Annotated in this window: 27 protein-coding genes; 14 read left to right on the plus strand and 13 right to left on the minus strand. The window is 32.1% G+C overall.

From position 1 onward, the window contains the following. The first annotated feature begins 13 nt into the window (after positions 1-13). The 6 genes from Q0829_RS16905 (at position 14) to Q0829_RS16930 (ending at position 4773) form a co-directional block, all read left to right on the plus strand. Entirely contained in the window at positions 14-1126 is a 1113-nt protein-coding gene (locus tag Q0829_RS16905) for a helix-turn-helix domain-containing protein (protein ID WP_298545357.1), read from the plus strand. 125 nt (positions 1127-1251) lie between these two features. Next, the gene (locus tag Q0829_RS16910) at positions 1252-1653 is read left to right on the plus strand and encodes a hypothetical protein (RefSeq protein ID WP_298545360.1); all 402 of its coding nucleotides are present in this window, start codon (positions 1252-1254) and stop codon (positions 1651-1653) included. Between the two features lie 7 nt (positions 1654-1660). Continuing rightward, positions 1661-2149 (plus strand): hypothetical protein, encoded by a 489-nt coding sequence (locus Q0829_RS16915; RefSeq protein ID WP_298545362.1) that lies wholly within the window; start codon positions 1661-1663, stop codon positions 2147-2149. A 12-nt stretch (positions 2150-2161) separates the two neighbouring features. After that, complete coding sequence (locus tag Q0829_RS16920) at positions 2162-2734, plus strand: YceI family protein (RefSeq protein ID WP_298545364.1); 573 nt, start codon at positions 2162-2164, stop codon at positions 2732-2734. A gap of 37 nt (positions 2735-2771) precedes the next feature. After that, positions 2772-3722, plus strand: coding sequence for an AraC family transcriptional regulator (locus Q0829_RS16925; protein WP_298545366.1), 951 nt, complete (start codon positions 2772-2774; stop codon positions 3720-3722). A gap of 85 nt (positions 3723-3807) precedes the next feature. Beyond that, positions 3808-4773: an NAD(P)-dependent oxidoreductase gene (locus Q0829_RS16930; RefSeq protein WP_298545368.1), complete on the plus strand. Its 966-nt coding sequence runs from the start codon at positions 3808-3810 to the stop codon at positions 4771-4773. Between the two features lie 129 nt (positions 4774-4902). On the opposite strand, the gene Q0829_RS16935 is transcribed toward Q0829_RS16930, so the two are convergent. The 6 genes from Q0829_RS16935 to Q0829_RS16960 form a co-directional block, all read right to left on the minus strand. Next, complete coding sequence (locus tag Q0829_RS16935) at positions 4903-5724, minus strand: thioredoxin family protein (RefSeq protein WP_298545370.1); 822 nt, start codon at positions 5722-5724, stop codon at positions 4903-4905. Between the two features lie 72 nt (positions 5725-5796). Beyond that, the gene (locus tag Q0829_RS16940; protein ID WP_298545372.1) at positions 5797-6183 is read right to left on the minus strand and encodes a hypothetical protein; all 387 of its coding nucleotides are present in this window, start codon (positions 6181-6183) and stop codon (positions 5797-5799) included. 7 nt (positions 6184-6190) lie between these two features. Beyond that, on the minus strand, positions 6191-6601 hold the full coding sequence (locus tag Q0829_RS16945) for a hypothetical protein (protein WP_298545374.1): 411 nt from the start codon (positions 6599-6601) through the stop codon (positions 6191-6193). Positions 6602-6684: 83 nt separating this feature from the next. Beyond that, a complete protein-coding gene (locus tag Q0829_RS16950; protein WP_298545376.1) occupies positions 6685-7023 on the minus strand; it encodes a hypothetical protein in 339 nt (112 codons plus the stop codon). A gap of 20 nt (positions 7024-7043) precedes the next feature. Continuing rightward, the gene (locus tag Q0829_RS16955) at positions 7044-9080 is read right to left on the minus strand and encodes a hypothetical protein (RefSeq protein ID WP_298545378.1); all 2037 of its coding nucleotides are present in this window, start codon (positions 9078-9080) and stop codon (positions 7044-7046) included. Between the two features lie 541 nt (positions 9081-9621). Further along, entirely contained in the window at positions 9622-10098 is a 477-nt protein-coding gene (locus Q0829_RS16960) for a hypothetical protein (RefSeq protein ID WP_298545380.1), read from the minus strand. Between the two features lie 339 nt (positions 10099-10437). Here Q0829_RS16960 and Q0829_RS16965 point away from each other — a divergent pair, with 339 nt between their 5' ends. Continuing rightward, positions 10438-10644 (plus strand): hypothetical protein, encoded by a 207-nt coding sequence (locus Q0829_RS16965; RefSeq protein WP_298545382.1) that lies wholly within the window; start codon positions 10438-10440, stop codon positions 10642-10644. Positions 10645-10696: 52 nt separating this feature from the next. Here Q0829_RS16965 and Q0829_RS16970 read toward each other — a convergent pair whose 3' ends face one another. From Q0829_RS16970 to Q0829_RS16990, 5 genes are all read right to left on the minus strand, one after another. Continuing rightward, a complete protein-coding gene (locus tag Q0829_RS16970) occupies positions 10697-11959 on the minus strand; it encodes a POTRA domain-containing protein (protein ID WP_298545383.1) in 1263 nt (420 codons plus the stop codon). 4 nt (positions 11960-11963) lie between these two features. Further along, entirely contained in the window at positions 11964-12701 is a 738-nt protein-coding gene (locus Q0829_RS16975) for a hypothetical protein (RefSeq protein ID WP_298545385.1), read from the minus strand. Next, positions 12694-13692: a glycoside hydrolase gene (locus Q0829_RS16980; RefSeq protein ID WP_298545387.1), complete on the minus strand. Its 999-nt coding sequence runs from the start codon at positions 13690-13692 to the stop codon at positions 12694-12696. The genes Q0829_RS16975 and Q0829_RS16980 overlap by 8 nt, the downstream gene beginning before the upstream one ends. A gap of 36 nt (positions 13693-13728) precedes the next feature. Further along, positions 13729-14616, minus strand: a complete 888-nt coding sequence (locus tag Q0829_RS16985) for a hypothetical protein (protein ID WP_298545389.1) — start codon at positions 14614-14616, stop codon at positions 13729-13731. A gap of 72 nt (positions 14617-14688) precedes the next feature. Next, positions 14689-15399 carry a DUF547 domain-containing protein gene (locus Q0829_RS16990; protein WP_298545391.1) on the minus strand — a complete coding sequence of 237 codons (711 nt, stop codon included), beginning with the start codon at positions 15397-15399 and terminating at the stop codon, positions 14689-14691. A gap of 296 nt (positions 15400-15695) precedes the next feature. On the opposite strand from Q0829_RS16990, the gene Q0829_RS16995 reads away from it, so the two are divergent. After that, a complete protein-coding gene (locus Q0829_RS16995; protein WP_298545394.1) occupies positions 15696-16997 on the plus strand; it encodes an FAD/NAD(P)-binding oxidoreductase in 1302 nt (433 codons plus the stop codon). 3 nt (positions 16998-17000) lie between these two features. Next, on the plus strand, positions 17001-18638 hold the full coding sequence (locus tag Q0829_RS17000; protein WP_298545397.1) for a 4Fe-4S dicluster domain-containing protein: 1638 nt from the start codon (positions 17001-17003) through the stop codon (positions 18636-18638). Positions 18639-18717: 79 nt separating this feature from the next. Here the strand turns inward: Q0829_RS17000 and Q0829_RS17005 are convergent, their stop codons facing one another. Then, a complete protein-coding gene (locus Q0829_RS17005; RefSeq protein ID WP_298545400.1) occupies positions 18718-20001 on the minus strand; it encodes a HAMP domain-containing sensor histidine kinase in 1284 nt (427 codons plus the stop codon). 283 nt (positions 20002-20284) lie between these two features. Beyond that, positions 20285-21556 (minus strand): HAMP domain-containing sensor histidine kinase, encoded by a 1272-nt coding sequence (locus Q0829_RS17010; protein ID WP_298545402.1) that lies wholly within the window; start codon positions 21554-21556, stop codon positions 20285-20287. Between the two features lie 227 nt (positions 21557-21783). On the opposite strand from Q0829_RS17010, the gene Q0829_RS17015 reads away from it, so the two are divergent. From Q0829_RS17015 to Q0829_RS17035, 5 genes are read left to right on the plus strand one after another with little or no spacing between them, the layout of a single operon-like run. Then, complete coding sequence (locus Q0829_RS17015; protein WP_298545405.1) at positions 21784-22278, plus strand: hypothetical protein; 495 nt, start codon at positions 21784-21786, stop codon at positions 22276-22278. Continuing rightward, on the plus strand, positions 22279-22971 hold the full coding sequence (locus Q0829_RS17020; RefSeq protein WP_298545407.1) for a glycosyltransferase family 2 protein: 693 nt from the start codon (positions 22279-22281) through the stop codon (positions 22969-22971). Next, positions 22971-24443 (plus strand): cellulose synthase family protein, encoded by a 1473-nt coding sequence (locus Q0829_RS17025; RefSeq protein ID WP_298545410.1) that lies wholly within the window; start codon positions 22971-22973, stop codon positions 24441-24443. The genes Q0829_RS17020 and Q0829_RS17025 overlap by 1 nt, the downstream gene beginning before the upstream one ends. Then, on the plus strand, positions 24443-25834 hold the full coding sequence (locus Q0829_RS17030) for a mannosyltransferase (protein WP_298545413.1): 1392 nt from the start codon (positions 24443-24445) through the stop codon (positions 25832-25834). The genes Q0829_RS17025 and Q0829_RS17030 overlap by 1 nt, the downstream gene beginning before the upstream one ends. Continuing rightward, the gene (locus Q0829_RS17035) at positions 25831-26259 is read left to right on the plus strand and encodes a hypothetical protein (RefSeq protein WP_298545416.1); all 429 of its coding nucleotides are present in this window, start codon (positions 25831-25833) and stop codon (positions 26257-26259) included. Before Q0829_RS17030 ends, Q0829_RS17035 begins: the two co-directional genes overlap by 4 nt. Positions 26260-26264 lie beyond the last annotated feature (5 nt).

Here is a 26264-nt window from a genome sequence, read left to right on the forward strand (position 1 = left end):
TATCTTTAGTGCAGTGGAAACATTAGAGATACTTTTGATCATATTACTATGTATTGGTGCCTTACAAGGAATCATTTTTGGCATTATTTTATGGCAAAAAAAAGGACTACATTATATTGCTAATCGGTTTCTAGCTACTATACTATTCTTCTTCTCCTATCGACTTATAGTAGAAACTCTAAACATTTTTGGGCTGGGGCGATACGATTTCTGGTATCACATACTATTAGAATACAATTGGATTTACGGAACACTTATCTATTTTTTTGTAAAAAGCTATGTCAATCCAAAATTCAGATTGATACGTAAAGATTGGATTCATTTCTTACCTGTATTGATAGAGTTTTTATGGAGCTTTTTTATAAAAACACAAAATTTTTATTGGGATGGCACTCGTGAGAGCCTATCCTGGTTAGGATATTGGGGCTATGTGGTATGGATGCATTACCCTACAATGTTTATCATTTCTGGAGCATTAATCATTTTTTATAGTATCAAAGCAGAAAAAATACTTAGTAATACTATTCAGATAGAAGGGTATAAAATTCTTCCAGAAAAAATTGAGTGGATCAAGAGAGTTGTTTTAGTAATGAAAATATTCTCTATAATTTATGTACTTGGGATATTAATTGATTTTTTCTTTTTCAATTTTGCTAGTAATTTTTTCTACGGGCATCCAGTCTTTATTGGAATGGCAATTATCACTTATTGGCTAGGTCTAGAAGGTTTTGCTCGAAGAAAAGAATCTGCTTTTAAAGAAATAGCGATCATCTCTGATAAAGAAAAAGAACAATTACAAAACATTGCTAAAACTTTAGAGGCCAAAATGGAAGAAGAGTTACTCTACAAAAATCCAGAACTCACCCTAGCTTCTCTGTCAAAACAACTTTCCGTAAAGCCTTATTTGGTTACTAAATGCTTAAACACCCTATATCAAAAAAAGTTTACTGATTACATCAACGAACTTCGTTTTGAAGAAGTAAAAAGGTTGCTTGATAATCCCAAAAATGACAATCTTACTCTTCTTGCTTTAGCATATGAAGCAGGTTTTAATTCTAAAGCCTCTTTTAACAGAGCTGTAAAGAAAATTACCGGAAATCCTCCAAGTGCTCTGAAATCAAAATAATAAAGGTTTCAATTAAAAAATTGCGCCATTTATTTCTCTAAAAATCCGTCTCATTTAGCAAATTGAAACGATTCTTTTCTGCATTTGATCAATATTTGTTTCAAATAAATTCTAAAATCAGAAAAATGAAACATCTCACGATCTTAAAAAAAGTAAGTCTACTTATTCTTTTCATGACTTCTCTCTCAAGCTTTTCCCAGGAAAACAATAAAAATCTAAAGTTACTAGTTGGCGAATGGCAATTGGATATGAGTCCGCAGGATAAAACAGATACCAATTTTGCTATGATGCGCATAAACAAAATAGATGCTAATTCAGTACAGGGAACATTTTATAGAGAAGGAGTTGAAATAAAAGAAGGAAAAATTAATACACAACGAGACGTTATTTATGTTGCCCTCATTTCTGGTGACAATAGCGGAAGTTATAATACTAGCTTTTACTACAAAGACGGAAAACTATATGGTTCTACACACGCTGTTGAGAGAGGGTTTTTAGCCGTTTGGATTGCTGAAAAAATAAAATAATAAGATTATGAAAACAATAATTGTACTATTAATCGCACTCACGTTAAATTCATTGACTGCTCAAATACAATATGGGACTCCCATAAATGATCAACTACCCGAAAAACTAAAAAGCTTACCCAGAGCAATTGAAGTAAACAACTTTCCAAAAATCATTGATCCTATTAAGATTGATGATCGATATTACTGGAAACACAATACCGCTATTTTGTGCAGAGAAAGTGAGATTAAAATCATTGAGTATGGAGCCTATTTATTTTATAACGACACCTGGAATTTAAGAAAGTCCTATTCGCTAAAAGAATTAAACAAAAATTTTGGAACTAAAAAAGGAATTTTGAAGCAATCTGAACCATACACCTGGTCACAAAATTGGCGCACAGATAACTCTCTTTTTGGAGGATGGGCTATGTGGTACTTTATTGGAGTTACAAAAGATGGTAAAACTGTCTGCGGATATGAAAAAATTGAAACTACGAATACGCTTTTAAACTAAAAAATATCTAAAATGAAAATAGTACAAATACTATTAATTACTCTTTGTCTACACGTCGGATTACAAAAAGCATATACCCAAAATTTTGAGTTAAACACCAGAAAATCTACACTGTTCTGGACAGGTAAAGCAGCATTTAGCTCTTATTCGTTAAAAGGAACTATAGCCGCTAAAAAAGGTACTCTTTCTATGACGGATGCTGCAATGTCGTCATTGAATATTATCATTAATATGAAAAGCATTGATCATGAAAACAATAACCTTAAAAGTCATTTAAAGAATGAAGATTTTTTTGAAGTAAAAACATATCCAGAAGCTACTTTTTCTATTAATAACCAAGCACGTGTTAAAAGCGATACAATAATTTTAATAGGAAAACTAACTATCAAAGGGATAACAAATACAGAGAATATTCCAGCAACCTTAAAACAGAATGAATCCGGTATCGTTCTTAAATTTAAATATGCAATCGATCGTACCAAATATGGAGTTAACCATAACTCGCCTAGTATTTTTAAACGTATGAAAGAAAATGCAATTGCAGATGAGTTTATATTAGAGGGTACATTGGTATTTTCTAAATAACATTAAATAAGATTTGTATTTATACTATATTTAGAGAATGCAACTCAATATCAAAGTAGATGAAGACATCCTACAGGAATTTGCAAGTCAATTGGATGCCAAAATAAATAAAGGAGGTTTTATCATTCCCAAAAAATTAGGTTCTGGAACTGCCAAAAAAATAATTTTTGATGGAAATTTAGAATTATTACACATGCAATTTTCATTAAACCTACCTGTAGAAACACATTCGGAGAATACAGAAAATAGCTCCTATTATTTACTAAATATTAATCTATCAGAACAATCAGTTAATAAAACAGTTAACGGAAAAGATATAGAGATACAGCGTGATAATTCTTCAGGAATGTTATTTTATAAACCAGGTACTAATGTATTTAGCATAAGTCCTACTGGAGTACCTTTCAACATAGTTTTAGTAAAATTCCCTAAAACTATGTTGAGAAGTTATGTTGAGAAAAAGGAAGATTTAGAACATATTGAAGAAGTAATTTCTTCAAGCCAATTGATATATGAAGATTTAGATCTTGATTCAGAAAATCATCTCAGAAAATGCATATTACCAGAAATTAACCTCTTTCAGAAGCATGCCAATCTATTAAGTTTTTTAGCACTCTTTATTGAAAAGCTTATTAAACGTGATGCTTTAAATTCTACAGAAAACATTAATTCAGATGATTTAAAAAAACTATTTATGATAGCTGGACAATTACGGGATCCTTTCGCTTGTGATATTGGGACTAATGAAGAACTTGCTCAGAAATCCGCAATGAGTTTGACAAAATTTAAGAATACTTTTAAACAGATCTTTGGGACTTCTCCTTACCAATACCACTTACAAGCAAAAATGCAATATGCATATCGTACACTTATTCAGAGGTCTCAAACTATTTCGGAAATCAGTTATCAACTTGGCTACTCACACCCTTCAAAATTTACTATAGCTTTTAAAAAACAATTTAAGATACTTCCATCAGAAGTTAAATAATAAGTGTCTTTTAGGGATAACTAAGTGTCTTATTGGGTAAACAATCCACCTGTTTCAGTATATAGCTTTGACAAAAACAATATATATGAATATTTTTATAACTGGTGGATCTGGTTTTGTAGGTCAAAATTTAATCCCTTTACTTATTCAGAACGGACATCAGATTCACGCATTAGCCAGAAGTGAAAGTTCTGCGCAAAAAATACAACAACTAGGCGCTACACCTGTACTAGATGATCTTACTTCTTTATCCAAAAATACAGACAAATCTTTATCAATCTGTGATATTGTAATTCATTCTGCAGCTTACATGGATTTCTCCTATGATAAGAAAAAGTTTTACGACATCAATGTAAAAGCAACCGAAAACTTGCTTTGGATGGCCAAAAAGAATAGTGTCGCCAAGTTTATTTATATAAGTGCCGCTCCCGTAATAGCAGGTTCTCCTATAATCAACGCTCAAGAAATAGATAGTGGTTTTGAACTTCCAAAAGCATTATATCCAAAAACTAAAGCGATTGCAGAAAGAGAAGTACTCTCTGCTAACACCAAAACTTTCCAAACTATTTCTTTAAGACCCCCAGCTATTTGGGGAAACAATAATCATCATTATGATGAGATTTTTGCGAAAGCAAAAGAAGGAAAATGGAAATGGTTAGGAAAAGGTGATCAAATACTTTCTACAATACACATTAAAAACTTAGGGAGCGCTATCTTGGCGGCCATAAAAACAGATAAAGGAGGGGAAGCCTACTTTGTTACTGATGGAGAACGCAGACCTATGAAAGATTTCTTTACATCACTTCTACAATCTCAAGGTATATATCCGGGTGATGATCATATTTCTTTAGGTTTTGCCTCTTTTATTGCCAATGCTTGTGATATTGTTTGGAAAATTTTTGGATTAAAATCAAAACCTCCGGTTGCTCCTATAATGATCAGATTAATGGGAAGAGAGTTTTCTGTTAACGATGAAAAAGCACGAAAAGAACTAGGATATACTAATGTTATCTCCATAAAAGAAGGATTGACTGAAATGAAGCAAAACTAGATATAAAATACAAAGATCACTTAAGTAGTTTTGCAAAAAAACCTCTTGTAAGTAATGCGAAAAATCTAATTTTAAAGCATCTAAAAAAGCAACAAATTCCCCGTTTTTTCGTTAGGAATTTTATCAAGTTTATTGTTCTAACAGAGCCAACATATCAGGATTTTTAAGCTGTTGTTTTTCGATAGCTAGGGCTTTATCGTTACCTTCTTTAAGGTAGCAATAGCATTTTATAAAATGTACTAGCTCTGATGTATAATTTACAGGAGTCTTTTGGTTTAGTTTTTTAAGAACACTTTTACTTTTGCCAGCGATAGCTTTATTGAGTAACTTATATAATTGAACCTTGTCTAATAGCTCCTCATTTTTGCTTTTTTTTAGAATCACCTTGAATTGTTGATTACTTTGTTTTATGAATACGCTTTTGATCAAAGCATTGGACGTATCCATAGCAAGATTCTGATACGCTACCCCAAGCTTAAGATGCGCCAAACTACTTTTTCGATTCTGAATCATGGGGATCATGGCAGTATATACGTTTTCTAAATCGAGATTTGGGATTTTTTTAAACCAGTTTATATACTCATCTGTATGTCTGTATCCTGTTTTTCTATCAATAACCACTTTATTAGGATCCATAATTAATACCGTCGGAAGCGATTTTATATTAAAGTATTTGGCGAACTCTCTTTTTCTATCAAAATTTACTTTTACAAATACGAAATTATCTTTTATGGTATTAATAGCTGTTGTTTGCCAAAGCTTGTCATCCATTCTTCTACACGGACCACACCAACTGGCCCAAAAATCTACTACCATCCATTTTTTTTGTTCTATGGCAATCGCACGCCCTAACTTAAAGTCATCAATCCATTGTACCTGGGCTATTGTCGTTGTGGTGTGTAATAGTATTACGAATAAGATACTATACTTTAATTTCTTTACGTTTTTCATTATTTTTAAAATTATAGTATTACCAACCTCATTTTACAAAGGCTGGCTTTACCATATTCATTGATATTTTAGTTATATAACCTCATCATCCTTTACAAATTCACTAAAACGTGCAATCCAACCGTTTTCAATAAGATGTTCTGCTTTAAGCATTTCGCTAATTTTAACAAAATCTACTACTCTACCTTCATCGTTATATAACATTTTATACTCCTCATCCTTTTCTTCGAAAATTCTGAATAATGCAAATAAAAAGTTATTTTGTGTACGATGTACAATTTTTTTTAAGCCCTTGACTTGCTCATCACTAAGACTTTTTATAAAATTCGCTTCTTCGGCTATTATGAATGGAGGGTTTTCTTTTTTTCTTAATTGATCTATATAAGTAATTCCAGGATCATAACACTCAGAGATTATTTTTTTTCCGTAATCATCTAGTATTTCTTTATTAGATTTCATAATTTTATTACTTATTCAGGCTATTCATTTTTTCCCAGATATCATAAGCCTCATGAAAAGATTCTTTCATAAAATTAGGATCTTCTTCAAAATCTTTTGGCTTATCAATTAGTAAAACTTCATTCCATTTTCCAAACTCTGGGTTCGGGGCACTAATCCCATCAATAAGATTAGTAAGATTGAAGAAAGCAGAATCTAATCCGTCTCTCAAAAGCTCCTCAATAATAGAACAAGCTAATGGTGATTTTTTAATCTTATTAAAAAACTGCTCTTCTTCTTTCAATAGACTCTGATCAAATAAAAAGTCGCTCTTAGAATCCTTAAAATTTTTTATGACACTATAAACGGTCTTATTTATTATCTCGTGTATTTGTAGTAAAAAAATTTGCTTAGTCTCTTCTGATAATTCGTATTTCATATATCAATTTTTGATAAATAGTTTTGTCTATGGCGAATATATGGACGCGCCGAAATTAAGGTCTATATATCTATTCTAAAAAATTATTGATTTTTTCTCCATTCTTTCATTATCATCTCAGCACTAAAAGAAGAATCAGGAATATTAGAAGCAATGACTTTTTCTAAAACTGCTATGGAAATTTCTTCATAGATAGGTAATAAAAACTTAGCGATCCAAACTAAAATTTTATCATCATCTGAATCTAATAAATCTTTTAATGTTTCAAGTCCATAGTTTTCTTCAATAAAATCTTTAGTTGATAAAATTTTCTTAACATTCTTGTTAGCGCCCTTGTAATCCCCTCTCTTTGAGCATTCTGAATATAATTCGATATACTCAATAATTGCTTCTTTTGCTTCTTTAATATTTCTAAAATCCATAGCAGTAAATCTAATTAAATTTAATCAATAATGCCCGTTATCCCGTCCCATCCTAATTCTCTTAAAACCTTTATCCCAAAATCGTATTGCTCTTGAAAACTTTGAGTACTTAGCCATTCTCTTACTGTTTTTCCGTTGGTAAATGGTGTTATACTATTATAATACCCCGTCACTCTTCTATGAAGTTCTCCTGCTCCATTAGGAATATCAATAATATTCTTAGTATTATGAATATTTGTTTTACCAAACTTTTGTTGATTTAATCTTTTATATCCATTTTGTTCTACTATATGATGCAAAGCATTACCAGAAGATGCGTTACCTTCTACAGCTTTAAATTTATCAAATGAGCTGTATCCTCTACCTCTGGCTAATGTTGTTTCTGCAATTTCTTTTAATTTAGCCAAATATGTTTTCATGGTAGCAGCTGTTATTCTGGCTCCTCCGTTTACAGCTAAAAAAGCTCCACCACCACGAGATGGCGAAATAATAGTGGCAACATCTAAAATATCAAAACCTAAGTCTACTAAATCAACTCCTAAACCTGCATCCCATTTAATCACTAATTGATTTCCATCATATCGTACAATAAACATTTCCCCTAAGGTTTCATCATCAATATCTTGATCAAAATCTATTTCTTTGTACTCCAACACCTGTCTTACCCATCTACCTTCTCTCTCATCACTTACCCACCACTCATAACTTCTAAGTATACTACTATAAAAGGCATCACTAAGCCCTTGTATTAGCTCGCCTCCATAAGAAAAAACAACTTCAAAATCATCTGTTGGGTCGCAAGGAGGGCTAGGACAAATTCCAGTAGGGCCAGTTGATGTAGTTTGTGCATTAGGATTTATGTAAGGAGAAAAATCAAAGATGGTATTGTTTTCTATTGATTGAATTATGCCATTGGCAATCTCCCTTTCTAGAGCATTCTCTGATGTATTAGCTTTTATTAATTCAGTAAAGAAAGTAAAAGATAATGCAGAGTCCCCATTTTCTTTTATAAGATTCAATAAAGATAATGCCTGAGCAGTAGTTAAATTATTAGCTATACTAGCATCTAATATTGTATTACCTAAAGCTATGACTTCTGGATTAGTTACGTCTGAAAACAAATTATCTCTGCTTATTAGATTAGTAATCTCTGTAGCTACTTCATAGTTTTGTTGCGAACTAAAAATCCAACCAGACTCTGCAAGACCAATAGGCCTACCCAATAAATTAGAAAGATTATCTACAAAACGACCATCATAAATAATCACATTAGAGAGTTGGTTATCACCAAGACTACCATCTCCGCCATTACTGCTTCCTCCTAATCCATTATTATTGTTATAATTAGAACCGGGTCCAGTAATTGTATCATCACAACTCATACAGTTATTCCAAGGAAGTCCTCCTGTACTATCTAATATAGATTCGCAGTGGGTGTAGTCATACTCTGGTGGACCATCACAAGCTCCTGCATACGGTCTTTCGCAATAACTATCCCCAGGCCTAAAAGTTACTGTAGAACAATCATGATGTGTTTTGGCTAATGTATCAACTTGAGCTCCTTCTTCGAGCCTACTAACATTAAGTATTTCTCCTTCTAGATTAGATAATGTGATCGTACCAGAGTATCTGGCAAAATCAAAATGATCATAAAAACTCTTATCAAATTCATACGTAAGTACATAAGTATATAGTTTCCCGTCTCGTATAGACGCGTGTAGGTTACTAAATGACTGATATCTATTTTGATCTTTTATATTAAAAGTATAGGTCTCAGAACCTTGCTCGTGTATAATTGCTTTTATACTTTCTAAGTCTAATTCTCCTGTATAGCTTGTATTACTTTTGCCAGCAAGTTTAATTTCTAATCCGTCTTTTGTTTTATTTTGTAGAAAACCTACGACATTTGGGATTTCATTTTTATCTACAGCGATCGATGTATTCGTGGGTAGTTGTTGTGATGCTGAGACAGTATCTACTAATTGCTCATTTTCACAACTGTTTAATAATAGTATTCCAATCACTATTAAACAAAAGTTTACAATTCTTTTTTTCATCTGTTTGTTTTTTAATTAAATATTCCCTCCCTTAATACGGGAAATAACTCTTTTTTTTAACGGCGTCAAAAATAGGTGAATTCCCCTTTCATTGTTTACGGAAATCTGTAAATAAGCCTCTCATTTTTTAACTCCAATATTTTTATTTTATCATCGCATCTAGTTATAGGGCTTACCTCATTCCGCACCTCCTTTTAGCCCTCAAAAAGGTAATTCGAAGAATTAAAATACTTCTTAGAAAGAGTATACCAACGAATATTTTGATATCGGCAAAGCTTGCAAGGCTTATCATAAAGGCTATAAGCCTTATTTTCGGGGCTGCTTGCCCAAATTTTAGGGGTTCTGATCCAAAAAATGATAGTTCGAAGAACCTTTTTAATCCTTCGAAAGACCTTAATAACGCTTCGGGGAATCTCTGAAATAGCTAGAAGGTGTAATGTAAGGGTCAATGCCGTTCAAGATGCCATAGACGATCTTCTTTACTCCCATACTCCCATAGAAAATCCTTTTGAGAAACCTTAAAAGGATTTATAACAAATTACTATTCTGTGTCTACATTGGTATTGGTGGATCTTTGGAACAAAACTTTCATATCATTATACACTGTTTTTGCTCCAGGTTCGTTTTCTCCCGCTAGATAGCGTACCATACGATAAAAGCTTAATGCATTAGAATAATTATCATGATCCAGTAGCGTTTTAGTGTCGATCAATTGTTGTCCCAGATTTTCTAGTTTTTGTACTCGGCTTTCTACCTGTGTACGTGCCAAGTAATCTTTATCAAACTCTTCTTTATCTAAAAATTTAGGCACCCAATCCGGATGCTGTTCCATATAATTTTTGGATTTGTCTACTATCAGCTTGTTTTGATTAGCAATACGCCCATATTGGGTCCGTTGCTCCGCGGTAAGGTTTACGGTCTTCCCGTTTAAGATTTGTTTGATACCATCTAGGTACTGGTCTAGTTGTGTTAATTCTTCTTCTGTAAAGCTTATGCTAATTAGATTCTCTAATGCCATACTTCTAATTTTTTATGATTACTATTCTTATAAGTGTTCGACTCTCTAGAGAGCCACCATAAGAATGTGTACGGAAGTATGGAATTGTTACCTTGGATTTTAAAGTTTTTTAATAATCCACTAGTAACATCGTTATTAATTACACCCCTCCGCCTTAGGAGAAAACTAATGAGAGCTATGTTTTATAAAAGTTCTTGAACCAAAAAGAAAAATCGTTAGAGAAATCATAACCAACATAAAAAAGCAACAAATTCCCCGTTTTTTCGTTAAGAATCTTATAGACATATACCTCAAATGTCTTTAAATGTTTGGGGAAATATCATTCTTAAAACTTTAATTATGTTAAAAAGCATTTTAAATCTAAAAGACGCTCAGACTCTTAGTAAAGAAGAACAAAGATCTGTAAATGGCGGTAGTAACAAAGCTAGTTGCCCTATCTACACTCCGAGAGAATGTCGATCCTGTGGTGGTTATCCATTACCAAATGGATGTTGTTTAGGTACACAAGCAACTCATCTTTGTCTTACCGGAGGAGGTATTGAATAATCATTCGATAAACCGTATAAATAGAGGTTATTTTCATACCCTCTATTTATACTTAAAAATATTGTCCAATTCCAAAAACAAACCCATTAGTAGCATCCTCGGTAATTCCGTATCCATAATCTATTCTAAAGATTGCATTAAAAATACGCTTGTGCATAAAACGTAATCCCACACCTGGATATATTCTGAAGTTTTGTGTATCGCCAAAATCACCAAAGTCACCTCCAGGATTCCTCCAGCTACCTCCATCTACAAAAACATTACTCTGCAACACGAACCAATCTTTGTCATATAATGTATGTCTGTACTCTGTGTTTAATACAATTACACCGGTTCCTCTATCAATTGTATTTCCGACTCCCCTAATATTAAGGTTATTATCCACGGCAAAAGGTGCAAAAGGCGAATCGTCATTAGTTGCCAATCCGAGACGTAAACGTGATGCCCAATTCCCTTTATCTCCTATTCTATGGTAATACAAAAAATCATTCCAGCCGATTAAAAAATCAGGTAAAACATTTTCTGTACTGATTACATATTGAAAATTAGCTATGCTTTTAAATCCTGATACATATTGAAAATCATAATCAAGATTGTTGTACTCGTAGATTAGTTTGTATAATAATTTATTAACATCAAAATCTAAGGGCACCCCTGGACCTGTAGCTCCTCTTTTGTAACTATAATCTTCATTAAAATAATTTACTCCCAACTCTACTCGATTCTGAAAATTAAACTCATACAATCCCAGTAATTCATAGGACGTATTATTATATCTATAATCTGCAGTACCATTATCCAAAAATACAGGCTCCTGAGTGGTGAGGTTTTGATAATTAAACGCGAGACCGATTTTACTACTAAACAAATAAGGTGCTCTAAGGTTTAACCCAAAAGAACTATATATATCATCTTGATAAAATCCTCCAAACGTAACATTTTGACCAAAAAGGTTAAATTCGTATAAACCAACTCTAAAGGCAAACTCGTCATCATTAGTAGTATACACATTGGCACTGGGGATGATAGTAAAATTTTCTTCTATCGTATAAAAAACATTATACTCTCCTTGATTTTGCGCCTCAAAAACCTGATAATACGCATGAGCAACTGATGGTAATCTTTTAATTCTTTTGATATCCTCTTCGATTGCAATCGAATCCAGCGTTGCTCCCGCTTTTACTTTTGCAATTTTTTTGATGAAAGATGCCTTCGTTTTTTTATTCCCTTGTACTTTGAGATCAACAATTTTTAACTCTTGTGCATAGTTGATAAAACAAAAAAATAGTGTGGTTAATACAATGAACCTCTTCATAACGCTAAGGTGTAAAGTTTTTTTCAATAAGTAAATTCACCCAATTATCTTCACTTACTCCCATTAAAGTAAAATTGTAAGAGTTCATTAGGTCTAGTGGTGGTGGTATTCCTTGTGTAATATTTAAAACTACATTTTCTAGTTTATAGTACTGAAACTGTTTTTGAAAAGTATACGTTCCAGAAAGCAATTGATCATTCGTATCCGAAATTACCTGAAAATATATGTTATTATCATCAATAAATCCGTCATTCCAGCTAAAAAATGGCATAGCCTCCATATCTGTAATAATAGCTACCTCATCTGTAAACTCAGTAGGCTTAGTAATGTGCTTTAATCTAATTGGATTAGACAAGTGTAACTTTCCCTCTTCAAAAAAGGTAATGATCACCCATTTTTCTTCGGTAATAATTCTGGTAAATTTTTTAAGATATCCGTTAAAAAAGTTCGAAGGTTCTATATCAATCTGCAAATAGTTTTGATAATTATCTTTATTCACATCTATTCCAGAAGTTTCATAATATCGTATATCCGTTATACCGGGCCTTGGATATACATAGGTAATAATAGTATTGTGATCTGATTTAGATCCCGATGCGCAAGCAATTACATTATCAACTTCTGTTTCATTAGCATCTACCAGTGAAGCTAAAGATGTATTCAATTGTATAGTATTTTCATCATTATTACATCCATATAAAATGCAACATAACGTGAATACTATATAATTGGTTTTAGTCATCTTTATATAATGATTGTATTAACTTTTCTGCCGGTTTATTCTGTATGGTAAACCTATTATTATCTTCGCCGCCTACCTCATCATGATTATGATACCATTTCCAAAGAAATCCTCCAGCAAACCAAGGTTCTTCCCAAAACTCCTCATACAATGCTGTTAAAGCATTGTTTTGAGCTATTAGATCTATATCTCCATTCGTCCTCTCAGAATCCCAAGGTTTTTTTCCTGTATAATGAACACTTCTATATCCATATTCGGTGAACAAAACTGGTTTTCCGATAGAACTCTGTAGCATCTTTATTTTACTTTTATGTTGTTGCCAACCGTCTCTTAACTCCTCTACAGTAGGTGTTTTACTATCAGAAACCGGAAAATATGCATCCACACCTATATAATCTAGCTGATCCCAAAACGGAGCATTGGCAAATTGATCCCAATTCTCTGCATACGTCAACTTTCCTTTATATACTGACCTTATTTTTTTTATGAGTTGACTCCAATATTCTGGTCTTTTTTGTACAAAAGTGTGTAATTCAGTACCAATACATAAAATAGGAACTTTCATTTCTTCACTTAATCGAGCATACAACATAATAAAATCCTCATAAGAATTCTCAAAACTCCTCCAGTCTTCTTCCGAATCCATAGAAATATTACCTGTAAACTCTCCTTTCCATACCCAAATCTGAGGTTTCATCATTACTTTGATCCTCTTTTGATGTAGTAACTCTATAGTCTTTTTTGCTCCATCCGCTCGTTCTCCCCACCATTGTCTCTCTATATTAAAGACAACAGAAGGTTCTTTCAAATTTTTAACAAAACCAAAAGGCATTACAGCTGCCCAATTTGCATTTACTTTTACAACTGGATCTATATTGGTTTCGTTTATCTCTTTAGGTGAAGCTACAAAACTAATGCCGTTAACTTTAGATTCCTGACCAGAACAACTGCAACAGATTAAGCTAATCAGCAGTATAAAAAATCTTTTCATATATATCTTTTATACCGCTGAAAATACAATTTTATATTAAAAAACAGCTCTTAATCCAATGTTAAAAGTTTGTCCTAAACCAGTCCTTTCTCCTCTTACAAATTTGGTATACAAAGCTTCGATATTAAGTTGTTTTGTCAACTGATATTTAGCTCCTCCACCTAATGCTGTAAAATTTTGATCAAAATCATTCCCTAAATCAATTAGTTCAGAATGTTGAGCCAATGCTAATACTGTAAATTTAGAACTGGGAAAATAACTAAAAAACACTCCAGGTGTTAGACGTAAACTGTCATTAGCAAAACTATCTTCTTCATCTCCAAAGTTCAATTCAGAATTAATCTCTCCAAAAATCTGAAACTTATTTCCTGGAAAAGTATAGTCATAAAAGAATCTATTTTGCCAAATAAATCCATTTTGATCAAGGAAAACACCATCTTCAGACTCATTATCTACTAATGGAATAAAAAATGAACTCTGAATAGAAAAATTATTTACACTTTTAAAAGGCACAAATTTTACAGATGGAGCGATCGAAGTTAACCCTGATCTAGCAGAACCTCGCTCTCCATCAAACTGAAAAACATCTAATGCATCTCTACCTCCAACTGCATTAGATCTAAACTCTAAAATTGCACCAATATTCCATCTTTTATTAGAACCAATTCCTGTATAAGCTTCTAAAGTACTTGTGAAAAAAGTATTTCTAGGAATATCTCTTTTGTCGCCTCCAGGGCCAAAAAGATCTTTAGTTTCTGTATATAAATTATTGAACCATTTGATATCAAACTGTCCTTTACCTATTAATTTAGAAGGCGTTAATGTTTGTATAACTGACCCTTGGTCGTCATCATCCTGAGCAAATCCAAAAGTGATTGTTAGGCATAAAAAAAGTGTAGTTATAAGATTTTTAGTAGATTTCATGTTATGAATAGATTATATGATTAAAACAATTTAGATGATCATCACCCTAATTTGTTAATGATTTGATTTTTATTACTTGATACTATTTAAACTCCAATTGTATGGATAATAAGATACTTTTGCATTAGCCGGGATTTTTTCCTTTCTAAATTGATTTACGTAATCTATTTCAGAACCATTTTGGGTAAAATCACCTTTATACCACTCGAAAATTTGAGAAAGTTGAACTTTCTTTCCTTTTACTTTAATAAAATTAGGATTGTTTAAAGCAATTGTTGTCTGACGTTGTAATTGCTTTTCTAAAATAGATGGTTTATATGCTTCAGAAATAATAGGAGGACATCCGAGTCCTGCACATACTAAGGCAAAGTGAAAGCGGGCTTCAGTTGGAAAGTTTTTACGTAGTATCTTATTTTCCAGATCGTTTAAGGTAGTTGTCTTACCACCTAAAGTATATTTGATTTTATCAAAAAAACCTTTAATATCTAATGGAGATTTTGTTGGATAATTATCTATAACCCCCTTAATAACAGCTATGTTATATGCATTTATAAAAAACGATTGAAAAGTTTTGGAGTCGTTTTTAGAAACATTTATGCTTGCTGCTATATCTAATAATTCATTTAATGCAGTAGGGTCATTTTTTATAGCTTTATAATCAACTTTTCCGTTAGTAACATGCTTTTTGAAAAAAGTATCTGACTTCGTAAAAAAATCAGTTGTACTTTGTCCAAAACCAATAGCGGCTGGAAGAAAAGTCAATAAGAAAATTAATTTTTTCATGATTTAATGTTTTTATAAACTTCATTAAATGAAGCTGTTTTTATATGAGTTAATATGGTTTGTGTTTACCTTGGCAACTGGCATTGAGTCGAAGGGCATACTTGCTACTTACAAATTATTTTGAATTTGTTTGAAAGAAATCACCGTTCGAATTCCTTTCTAAAACTTACAGAAGCACAGCTTTTTAGATTAATTCTAAATTATTAATTCTCTTTAAGTTCTTATATTTATGAACGACTGAAAAACCTAAGCTTATTTTTTAAGCTAAAAATCGAATTCAACTAACACAAATCTTTATGGAACATATTGTAATTATCGGCAACGGAATTTCTGGTGTTACTGCTGCAAGGCATATCCGGAAAATGTCTGATAAAAAAATTACCCTTGTATCTGCCGAAACAGATTATTTCTTTTCTCGCACCGCTTTAATGTATGTTTATATGGGACACATGAAATTTGAACATACCCAACCCTATGAAAATTGGTTCTGGAAAAAAAATCGAATTGAATTGAAAAAAGGATATGTTTCTAAAGTAGATCATCAAAAAAGTCAGTTAATTTTCGAAAGTGGAGAAAACCTCCAATATGACAAACTTATTATCGCCACAGGCTCCAAACCAAACAAGTTCGGATGGCCAGGTCAGGATTTGGACGGTGTAATGGGAATGTATCACAAACAAGATCTGGAAAATCTGGAAAAATATGCTCCCACAAATAAAGTTTGCAAAAGAGCAGTAATTGTAGGTGGTGGATTGATTGGTATAGAACTAGCAGAAATGCTAAACTCCAGAGGTATTCCTGTTACTTTTTTAGTAAGAGAAGATAGTTTCTGGAATGGCGTTCTTCCTGCAGGAGAGAGTGGAATGATCAATAGACATATAAAGAATCATCATATTGATCTACGTTTAGGGATGAATCTTAAGGAAATTATTGCAGATGATAACGGAAAGGTGAAAGCAGCCGTAATTCAGGAAACTGGAGAAGTGATTGATTGTGATGTTGTAGGCCTAACTGCTGGTGTATCACCTAATGTAAATTTCTTAAAAGATTCTGGTATCGAACTAGGAAGAGGTGTTAAAGTCAATCGTTTCTTAGAGACAAACATTCCTAATATCTATGCGATTGGGGATTGCGCAGAACAGCACGAAGCTATCGGAAACAGAAGACCTATAGAAGCTGTTTGGTACACCGGTAGAATGATGGGCGAAACAGTTGCTCAAACTATCTGCGGAAATAAGCTAGAATATAAACCGGGACATTGGTTTAATAGTGCTAAGTTTCTAGATATTGAGTATCAAACTTATGGATGGGTGTTTGGTAAACCCAAAGAATATGAAGCACAATTTCATTGGATACATGAAGATGATACAAAATGTATTACGGTTTCCTACCATAAAGAAACTCGAGAATTTCTTGGTATAAATACTTTTGGAATACGAATGCGTCATGAAACATTTGACAAATGGTTAACAGATAAAAAGGATGTAGACTATGTGATGGACCATCTGGCAGAAGCCAATTTTGATCCAGAATTTTTTAAACATTTCGAAAAAGATATTTTAAATGCTTTTCAAAAGCAACAAACAATAAACGCATAAATCATGGCAGTAGAAAGAAATATGGCATTAACAGGACAACCTCCTAAAAGCCTAAATACAATTCAAAAAATTGGTGTTCTTATAGGAATATCAGGATTACTAATATTATTATTAGCTTCTTTTAATTTAAATCTACCCAACAAAGGACTATGGCTTACGATATCCTTATCAGCCTTAACAATAGGTATTATCATTTTTTCAAAAGGAGCTTATGACAAAAAATTAGAGGGCATAAAAAATGATGGAGTTTGGTTTAAATCGATGTCATCACGAGGAGTTCTTGCTTGGATTGCAGGAATAATACTTACAGGTTTTTATGTTGTTTTGTACTTTTTTGCCGAGTTATTAGGGTTAGGGCAAGGAGTAGATGGAACGAATACAGGATTAGTAGGATTATTTGACCCTTTAAGTCGTTTACTTAGCGGTAATCCAGCTAGTCAATGGTTCGTATATGGGACACTTTATACAATTGCCATTATTGGTTTTGGGATAAAGTTTTTAATGAAGTATAAACACAATCGTTATGAGCAATTACGAACTATGAGTGTTATATTTTTCCAAACAGCGTTTGCTTTTGTTATACCGGAATTAATGGCTCGTTTAAATTCTGATACTTTTTCTTTGCCTTATAATGATCTAAAGAATATGTGGCCTCTTAATTATTATGCCTTCGAGCAATGGCGAGTAGATCAATTTATTAATGCACAAACAATAGGATTGTTCTTTTTAATATTAGCCGTTCTGATGGTATTTGTAATTTCGCCTTGGCTGACTTATAAATATGGAAAAAGATGGTATTGCTCTTGGGTTTGTGGTTGCGGTGGATTAGCAGAAACTGCGGGAGATTCGTTTCGTCAATTATCTGATAAAAGTGTGAGTGCATGGAAATTAGAAAGATGGATGATTCATACGGTATTGGTATTTTCTGTTATTATGACGGTAGCTACTATTTCTACATTTTTAGGATACGATTCTACAAAATATTGGTTTACAAAAAATGTGTTTTTAATCAGCGTAGGTGTATTTCTAACCTTACTTTTTGTGGGGATTCTTTATTACAAAAGAAATCAACTTAATAAAAGTGCTGTTACTGGAGCTGCTGGATTTTTCATCTTTACTATTGCATTTCTTGTTTTGATTAGTTTTGTAGACCTAAGTCAGATACAGATTCAAGCAAAATATTTTTCTTTTGGTTTGAACGATAAAAGTTATGCAGCGGATAGTGCGCTAAGAGCTTTTTATGGCTTTGGTATCGGATCTATTTTCTCTGGAGTTATTGGTACTGGTTTTTATCCAATTTTAGGAAATCGCGTTTGGTGTCGTATGGGCTGTCCTATGGCAGGAATTCTAGGAATTCAGCAACGATTGTTTTCTAAATTCAGAATTACAACTAATGGAGGCCAATGTATTTCTTGTGGAAATTGCTCTACCTATTGCGAAATGGGAATCGATGTAAGATCTTATGCACAAAAAGGAGAAAATATAGTAAGATCAAGTTGTGTGGGTTGCGGAATTTGTTCTGCAGTATGTCCAAGAGGTGTATTAAAACTAGAAAACGATAGTTTAGACGGAAGAATCAATTCTAATGAAGTTTTATTAGGAAATGATGTGGATCTAATGGATTTTGTAAACAAAAAATAAACTCAATAACAACTTCAATAGATAAAAAAACAGCCTACTCGAGTAGGCTGTTTTTTATGTAAAGGTTAGGCTGTAAATTTTAAGCACTCATCGTATGCGGAAAATACAGATTAATTGTCGTTCCTTTATTATACTCGCTTTCTATTTCTAAAACTCCGTTTTGCTTTTCTACTAATTTCTTAGCGATACTTAGTCCAAATCCGGTACCTCTTTCATTTTCCGTTCCAGTTGTAGAATTATTCTTTTCTGTAGTAAAAAGATCATAAAGACTCTCATTACGTATTCCTATGCCTTTGTCCTCTATGGCTATTCTTACTTGTCCTCCTATTTTTTCGGATTTTACAATAATATCAGATCCTCGATGAGAAAATTTAATGGCATTTGCTATTAAGTTTCTCATAACCGTTTCCATCATTGCAGGATTTATAGTAACCTTAAGGTCTTTGGGCAATTCATTTATTAAACTAATTTCTTTATTTTTTGTTTTTAAATCAGAAAATGCAAAAACCTTATCAACAATAACAGAAATCTTCTTCGTTTCTAGCAAAACTTGTGATTGCTTTTTATAAATATTACCCCATTCTAGTAAATCCTCTAATAAGTTGTTTCCTTTGTCTGCTGCCTCTTTTATCATATTCTTTATCTGATCTCGTTCCTGAACATTATCCACTTCATCTACCATATCTATAAGAGATCTAAGTTGATAAAAAGGTGTTCTAAGATCATGCCCAATGATTCTAAAGAGGTCATCTTTTGATTGATTCATTTCTTTAAGTTCCTCATTTTTGATACTTATCAATCTATTCGCCTCTTTTACTTTTCTGGATAGCTGTACAAGTAATCGTTGACAAAAGTATGCCATAAGACCACCTCCACTTACAATCACAAAATAAAATGCTAATTTCTCTATTGGAAATTTAGGATAACAAAACATACATACTGTGATGAAAATAAAGTTAATCGTAAGCAAAAAGATAATATGCCTAAAATGCACTAACATCCCCACAGCAAAGAAGAGTAGGGATACGATTACTTCTACTTTTAAAAAGAATGATTCAAATTCGAAATTAGGGTCTAATATTCCGTAAAAAAGAGAAGACATCATTCCTAAAACAATGGTATATACCGAAAGCGTAAGTAATCTGGACTTTCTGATAAAGCCTCCTTTCTGTAGTAACAAACCAATAGTAACTATTGTAAATGTAATAACGGCTCTTTTAAAGTAGACACTTAGTCCTCCTTCATTATACTCTACTACACCATCTAATATTATTCCTGGCAATGCAATAAACATTACAGTGAACAACACTTTGTCAAATTGAAAGAACTTGGGTAATTTTCGGGATGTATTACTAATATTCATATCAATATCAATTTATTTAGCCCCGTTAAACTTTATATAGAAGTAGAAGTTAAATCTTAACTATATCGTTAAAGTTAACAAAAAAATCGACAAAAAACACATTTTAGTCTAAAAAAATCAGAAAAGTAAGAAAAATATAAGCACTTGTATAACTATTTAGCTTTTACATTGGTCAACTGTACAATAAGAATTCTGCATTATTTTTAAGCGTTGTATAAAATTATTGGTAGTTATTGGAACTTACTTATAGGTAGGAAAAAGCTTTTAGGATTGTATAAAAGCATCAAGCTACCATAGGAAAAGTAAGGACTACTTTGGTTCCTTTTTTCAATTCACTATCTATAGAAAGCGATCCCATTTGTCGTTCCACAAGTTTTTTTACGATTCCTAACCCATACCCAGTTCCTTTTTCATTAGCGGTTCCCGAAGTTGATTTTACTTCATCAGAAAATAGAACTTTCAATTGATCAGAGCTTATACCTACACCTCGGTCAACAACAGATATATCTATATCGTTATTCTTAATACTACAATTGACTATAATCTTAGATTTAGGATGTGAAAACTTGATAGCATTCCCAATTAAATTTCTAAAAACCGTTTCCATCATAGAATTACTAATCTTTAGTTTTATGTCTTCGGGCACTTCATTAATTAATTCAATTTCTTTAACATCACTATTAAATTTAAAAAACTCAAAAGTTTTATTGACAACTACGGCTATTGACAACTCTTCTAAATTTATATCTTTTTGATCCGCAGTTTTATCATCCCAACTTAATAAATCTTCTAACAGTTCATTTCCTTTAGTAGCAGATTCTTGTATAAGATTAAGGTATTGTTGCTTTTCATTCTCATCCTTACTTTCTGTAATAAGATCAACCAATAGGTTCATTTGATGAAAAGGAGTTCTTAGATCATGGCCAATAATTCTAAATAATTGATCCTTTGTAGCATTCATTCTTTTCAATTCTGTATTTTGTTCTTCAATTAACGCTCTTGCTGACTTAATTTTTTTAAATAACGATTGTACGAATTTTTTACCTGCATAGGCTATAAAACCTCCTCCAGAAACTAAAACTCCGCAAAAGATAAATCTCCAAATTGAATACTCTTTGCCTGTCGTTAACACACAGCAAATGATAAATAGAATATTCATCGCATTTAGTATAAAAAGGTGTCTCGCTTGAATCAACGTACCTGCCGCAAATATTACCGTAGCAAAAATCATTTGAACATGTATGAAATTATATTCAAACGCAAAATCAGGATCGAAATAACCAATAACAAAAGTGTAATCAATGGCAATCCTAATTGTATATAGGGATATTACTATTAATTCCTTTTTAGTTATTAGATTAAATTTAAGTATTACTAATCCTAAGGTAAGAATGATAATATTAACAATATCTCTATAGAAATATAGACTAAATCCGGTATTTAAATATTCAATATATCCATGAAGTGCGGTAGCAGGAAATATAACACAAAAAAAAGGTGCTAATACTCTATCATATTTCCAGGTACTATCAAATGTCAATAGCTTCAACTTCATATAATGTTGTTATATTTAAAAAAAAAGAACATTATAATATATAGTATCTCTTTCTTGCGTATCGACGAATATACAAAAATCATCGATAAAATACACATTCATAGGTGAGCAAATAAAAAAAACGAGTTTATACTTACGCTCTGGAAATATGATGACTTAATTTTCAAAAATATTTTGTAGGTAAATCAAATCCTTTTCGTCTAAGCAGGTAACCAATGCTAAACCTGATGAAATACACTATCTATATTGTCATTTCCCTATTGTTCTTTTCTTTTCAAACTTCTGTTGAAAAAGAATACCATAAAGAATATTACAACGATGGATCCATCAAATCTGAGGGGTGGAAAATAGCCAATCAAAAGACTGGGTATTGGTATACATATCATACTAATGGTAATGTTTTGGAACAAGGACATTATAGAAATAACAAGAGACAAGGATATTGGTATTTCTATTCCTTAGAAAACAAACTCATTAAAGAAGGACATTTTATAAATAATAAAGCGGAAAAATGGTGGATTATTTACGATATTGCCGCTGGTAATAAGAAAAATCAGACTATCAGAAAATATCAATACCGAAATAATAAAAAAAACGGGTACTGCCTATTATATAAAAATGATAAGCTCTTTAAAGCAGAAAAATACGTGGATGATCGAAAAACGGGAGAATGGACGGATGTTTTTAGCTTTAAAAAAGACAATCCCAATGCTTCTCTATAAATGAATCCCATAATCAAAGTAATCATACCTGCCTATAACGAAGAGAACTCTATAGGTCATGTAATTAATGAAATTCCTAACCAAGTTTCTGAAATAATTGTGGTGAGTAATAACTCCACAGACAATACCGAAGTAGTAGCAAGACAAGCTGGTGCTATTGTATTAAGAGAAGAAAGAATGGGATATGGATATGCCTGTCTTAAAGGTTTAGAGTATGTTGCTTCGCAAAAAATTACTCCAGAAATTATCGTATTTCTGGATGGAGATTACAGCGATTATCCCGAAGAATTGACAAAGATTATTGAACCTATTATCAATCAAGATATCGATATGGTCATAGGCGCAAGAGATAAAAAATTAAGAGAATCAGGTTCTATGACCATCCCACAGATTTTCGGAAATTGGCTTGCTACGAGTTTAATGAAACTATTATTTGGAGCAAAATTCACAGATCTAGGTCCTTTTAGAGCAATTAAGTATACCAAGCTTCTGGAATTAAATATGCAAGACAAAACCTATGGTTGGACAATAGAAATGCAACTAAAAGCAATAAAAAAGCGTTTTAGTTATACAGAAGTTCCTGTTCGTTATAAAAAGAGAATAGGCGTCTCAAAAGTTTCAGGAACCATAAAAGGTGCTATCTTTGCAGGCGTTAAGATTTTAAGTTGGATTTTTAAATATAGCTTTGCATAATGGATATTGCTATCATTGTTATTTATACAGTAGCTTTACTAATAATTTTCTTGTACAGTTTAGCACAGTTGAATTTACTTTTCAACTATCTTAAGTCTCGTAAACTGGATGATAATTCTCCTACTTTTGACCTTTCCAAAGAAGAAGAAACTCCTTACGTAACTATTCAATTACCGGTGTATAATGAACTCTATGTAATGGAACGATTACTAGATAACATTGCATTATTAGAGTATCCTAAGGATAAGTTAGAAATACAAGTACTGGATGACTCTACAGATGAATCTGTACATACCACCGCCTCTCATATTGAGAAATTACAAAAAACAGGTTTAGACATTCAACATATTCGTCGTGAAGACAGAACAGGGTTTAAAGCTGGAGCATTAAAAGAGGGTTTAAAAATTGCTAAAGGTGAATTTATAGCAATTTTTGATGCCGATTTCCTTCCTGGTAAAAAGTGGTTATTACAAACAATACCCTATTTCAAAAACGACGGTATTGGTGTTGTACAAACTCGTTGGGGGCATATCAATAGAGATTATTCTATGTTGACCAAAATTCAGGCGTTTGCATTGGATTTTCATTTCACTATGGAACAAGTAGGTCGTAATTATAAAGATCACTTTATTAATTTTAATGGAACTGCAGGTGTCTGGAGAAAGAAATGCATTGAGGATGCCGGAAACTGGCAAGGAGATACATTAACAGAAGATTTAGATCTTAGTTACCGAGCACAACTTAAAAAATGGAAATTCAAGTATCTTGAAGAAGTAGAAACTCCTGCAGAATTGCCGGTTGTTATAAGTGCTGCCCGTTCACAACAGTTTAGATGGAACAAAGGTGCCGCAGAAAATTTCCAGAAACTGTATTGGAAAATGCTAAAAGACAAAACGGTCTCTTTTAAAACAAAATTCCATAGTTTCTTTCACTTGCTAAATAGTAGTATGTTTTTATTAGTACTATTAGTTGCTATATTAAGTGTTCCAGTAATGTACATTAAAAATAGTAATCCAATGTTTAGCTGGTATTTTAATGTGATTGCCTTTTTTGCATTAAGTACAGTGATATTTTTCTTTTGCTACTGGCATACTTTTAAGAAAATTCATAAAGGCGGATTTTGGAATTTTATAGAATATATTAAGATGTTTTTTACCTTCTTTTCTATAGCTATGGGATTCTCTGTGCATAATTCAATGGCTGTTTTAGAGGGTCATTTCGGAAAGAAAAGTGAATTTGTCAGAACGCCAAAATTTAATATAAACACACTTAAAGATTCCTGGAAGGGAAATAAATACGTGAATAAAAACATTTCGGGAAATACAATCATAGAAGCATTCCTTATGTGCTATTTTGCATTTGCTTTATATAGTGCTTTTAAGCTTCAGGATTTTGGATTGTTTTTATTTCATATCATGCTATTCCTCGGATTTGGATTTGTATTCTTTAAATCCGTTACTTCTAAAATATAATGGTTACACTTTGGAAATACCATAAGTTTTCCATCATCTTTACTTTAGTTTGTGCCTTATTTTATTGGAGTTTTGCATATCAACTAGAACGTATTGACTTTTTAAAAATGTTTAGTTTGTGGGTTGGATTATTCTTTCTTTCCTACAAAATTATTAAAACCAATCCTAAAAACTTTAAATTCTTAGCTGGTATAGCTTTAGGATTTAGAATACTATTTCTATTCGCCATACCTAATCTATCTCAAGATTTTTATCGATTTATCTGGGATGGTCGCATGTTATTAGAAGGGTTTAATCCATACTTATCACTACCCGAAACATGGATTGCACAAGGTAATGCACCAATTACCCAAGCTAAAGAGCTTTATGAAGGTATGGGCTCGCTTAATGGTAGTCATTTTACTAATTATCCTCCAATCAGTCAATTTTGTTATCTGATTGCAGGTGTTTTTGCTGGAAAAAGTATTCTGGGCTCAGCAATTGTTATGCGATTACTTATTATTCTAGCAGATGTTGGCACTTTTTTCTTTGGAAGGAAATTATTACAAATACTTCATATTCCTGATAACAGAATCTTTTGGTACCTGTTAAATCCTTTCGTAATTATAGAACTTACCGGCAATCTCCATTTCGAAGCAGTTATGATATTTTTTATCATCTGGTCTTTGTATCTATTGCAAAAAGGATATTGGTATTGGGCTGCAATTTCTTTGGCACTTTCTGTATCGGTAAAGTTGATTCCATTATTATTTTTACCATTATTCTTTCAAACATTTATCTTGGGAAAACGAAAAGGCTTTGACAAGCTCTGTCTCACGGATGGTTTTTTAAAACTTATTGGATTTTATAGTATCGTTATTATCACAACTGTACTTCTTTTTGCTCCTTTCTTATCTTCTGAATTTATTGCAAATTTCGGTAAAACGATTAGTCTTTGGTTTCAGAATTTTGAATTCAATGCTAGTATTTATTACATCATTCGCTGGATAGGCTATCAAACTATTGGCTGGAATATCATTGGTACAGTTGGTAAGATTTTACCGTTAATTATAATTGGAATCTTATTAATGCTTACTTTTTTAAGGAAAAATAAAAGCACAACAGAATTAATTACGGTAATGGTGATTGGTATTTGCAGCTATTATTTTTTATCAACTACTGTACATCCCTGGTATCTCGCAGTCCCTTTAGCGCTTTGTGTTTTTACAAAATATAAGTTTCCTATTTGGTGGTCTTTTGTTATTATATTTAGCTATACCGCGTATATACATCCTGATTTTAAAGAAAATTTATGGTTTGTTGCTCTAGAATATAGTGTGGTATTTGGTATTTTTATTTTCGAAGTGTTTAAAAACACAAAAATAACTTCTTTAAAATCTGTTTATAATTGAGATTTACATTACATAGTAAAATATGCTATCTACTCATAACATTATTTATAAGTAGTTTTTTATTTTCTCAAGACACTTCTGTTGCTATAATAGCATCGTTAGAAAACGATTGGGATCTATGTGAATATATGACTAATAAACATTATTGTGAATCTAACTCTAATAGATTGTACTGTAATTACAAAATTAAGTTTATTAAAAATCAATTTATCTTACTAGAAGATTCAGAAAAAATTGATGAAGGAGATTTCGAAATCCAACATGAATATGATAATTCTTTTTTAATAAGTTTCAGTTCTACGTTTACTAATAAAATTTTGAAATTATTAGGGTCTGAAACTATTAAGCTTTTTGACGAAAAAGAAAAAGGTTTTATACTCCATACGGAGTCTCCAGCAAACTTATTTGTATTAAAAAAATTATAACGACA

Source organism: uncultured Aquimarina sp. (assembly GCF_947492405.1).
GTDB lineage: Bacteria > Bacteroidota > Bacteroidia > Flavobacteriales > Flavobacteriaceae > Aquimarina.

Excerpts from the sequence above, each read along its gene's own strand:
- Q0829_RS16910 (WP_298545360.1), top strand. The coding sequence starts at position 1,252 with ATGAAACATCTCACGATCTTAAAAAAAGTAAGTCTACTTATTCTTTTC.
- Q0829_RS16915 (WP_298545362.1), top strand. The coding sequence starts at position 1,661 with ATGAAAACAATAATTGTACTATTAATCGCACTCACGTTAAATTCATTG.
- Q0829_RS16920 (WP_298545364.1), top strand. The coding sequence starts at position 2,162 with ATGAAAATAGTACAAATACTATTAATTACTCTTTGTCTACACGTCGGA.
- Q0829_RS16925 (WP_298545366.1), top strand. The coding sequence starts at position 2,772 with ATGCAACTCAATATCAAAGTAGATGAAGACATCCTACAGGAATTTGCA.
- Q0829_RS16930 (WP_298545368.1), top strand. The coding sequence starts at position 3,808 with ATGAATATTTTTATAACTGGTGGATCTGGTTTTGTAGGTCAAAATTTA.
- Q0829_RS16935 (WP_298545370.1), bottom strand. The coding sequence starts at position 5,724 with ATGAAAAACGTAAAGAAATTAAAGTATAGTATCTTATTCGTAATACTA.
- Q0829_RS16940 (WP_298545372.1), bottom strand. The coding sequence starts at position 6,183 with ATGAAATCTAATAAAGAAATACTAGATGATTACGGAAAAAAAATAATC.
- Q0829_RS16945 (WP_298545374.1), bottom strand. The coding sequence starts at position 6,601 with ATGAAATACGAATTATCAGAAGAGACTAAGCAAATTTTTTTACTACAA.
- Q0829_RS16950 (WP_298545376.1), bottom strand. The coding sequence starts at position 7,023 with ATGGATTTTAGAAATATTAAAGAAGCAAAAGAAGCAATTATTGAGTAT.
- Q0829_RS16955 (WP_298545378.1), bottom strand. The coding sequence starts at position 9,080 with ATGAAAAAAAGAATTGTAAACTTTTGTTTAATAGTGATTGGAATACTA.
- Q0829_RS16960 (WP_298545380.1), bottom strand. The coding sequence starts at position 10,098 with ATGGCATTAGAGAATCTAATTAGCATAAGCTTTACAGAAGAAGAATTA.
- Q0829_RS16965 (WP_298545382.1), top strand. The coding sequence starts at position 10,438 with ATGTTAAAAAGCATTTTAAATCTAAAAGACGCTCAGACTCTTAGTAAA.
- Q0829_RS16970 (WP_298545383.1), bottom strand. The coding sequence starts at position 11,959 with ATGAAGAGGTTCATTGTATTAACCACACTATTTTTTTGTTTTATCAAC.
- Q0829_RS16975 (WP_298545385.1), bottom strand. The coding sequence starts at position 12,701 with ATGACTAAAACCAATTATATAGTATTCACGTTATGTTGCATTTTATAT.
- Q0829_RS16980 (WP_298545387.1), bottom strand. The coding sequence starts at position 13,692 with ATGAAAAGATTTTTTATACTGCTGATTAGCTTAATCTGTTGCAGTTGT.
- Q0829_RS16985 (WP_298545389.1), bottom strand. The coding sequence starts at position 14,616 with ATGAAATCTACTAAAAATCTTATAACTACACTTTTTTTATGCCTAACA.
- Q0829_RS16990 (WP_298545391.1), bottom strand. The coding sequence starts at position 15,399 with ATGAAAAAATTAATTTTCTTATTGACTTTTCTTCCAGCCGCTATTGGT.
- Q0829_RS16995 (WP_298545394.1), top strand. The coding sequence starts at position 15,696 with ATGGAACATATTGTAATTATCGGCAACGGAATTTCTGGTGTTACTGCT.
- Q0829_RS17000 (WP_298545397.1), top strand. The coding sequence starts at position 17,001 with ATGGCAGTAGAAAGAAATATGGCATTAACAGGACAACCTCCTAAAAGC.
- Q0829_RS17005 (WP_298545400.1), bottom strand. The coding sequence starts at position 20,001 with ATGAATATTAGTAATACATCCCGAAAATTACCCAAGTTCTTTCAATTT.
- Q0829_RS17010 (WP_298545402.1), bottom strand. The coding sequence starts at position 21,556 with ATGAAGTTGAAGCTATTGACATTTGATAGTACCTGGAAATATGATAGA.
- Q0829_RS17015 (WP_298545405.1), top strand. The coding sequence starts at position 21,784 with ATGAAATACACTATCTATATTGTCATTTCCCTATTGTTCTTTTCTTTT.
- Q0829_RS17020 (WP_298545407.1), top strand. The coding sequence starts at position 22,279 with ATGAATCCCATAATCAAAGTAATCATACCTGCCTATAACGAAGAGAAC.
- Q0829_RS17025 (WP_298545410.1), top strand. The coding sequence starts at position 22,971 with ATGGATATTGCTATCATTGTTATTTATACAGTAGCTTTACTAATAATT.
- Q0829_RS17030 (WP_298545413.1), top strand. The coding sequence starts at position 24,443 with ATGGTTACACTTTGGAAATACCATAAGTTTTCCATCATCTTTACTTTA.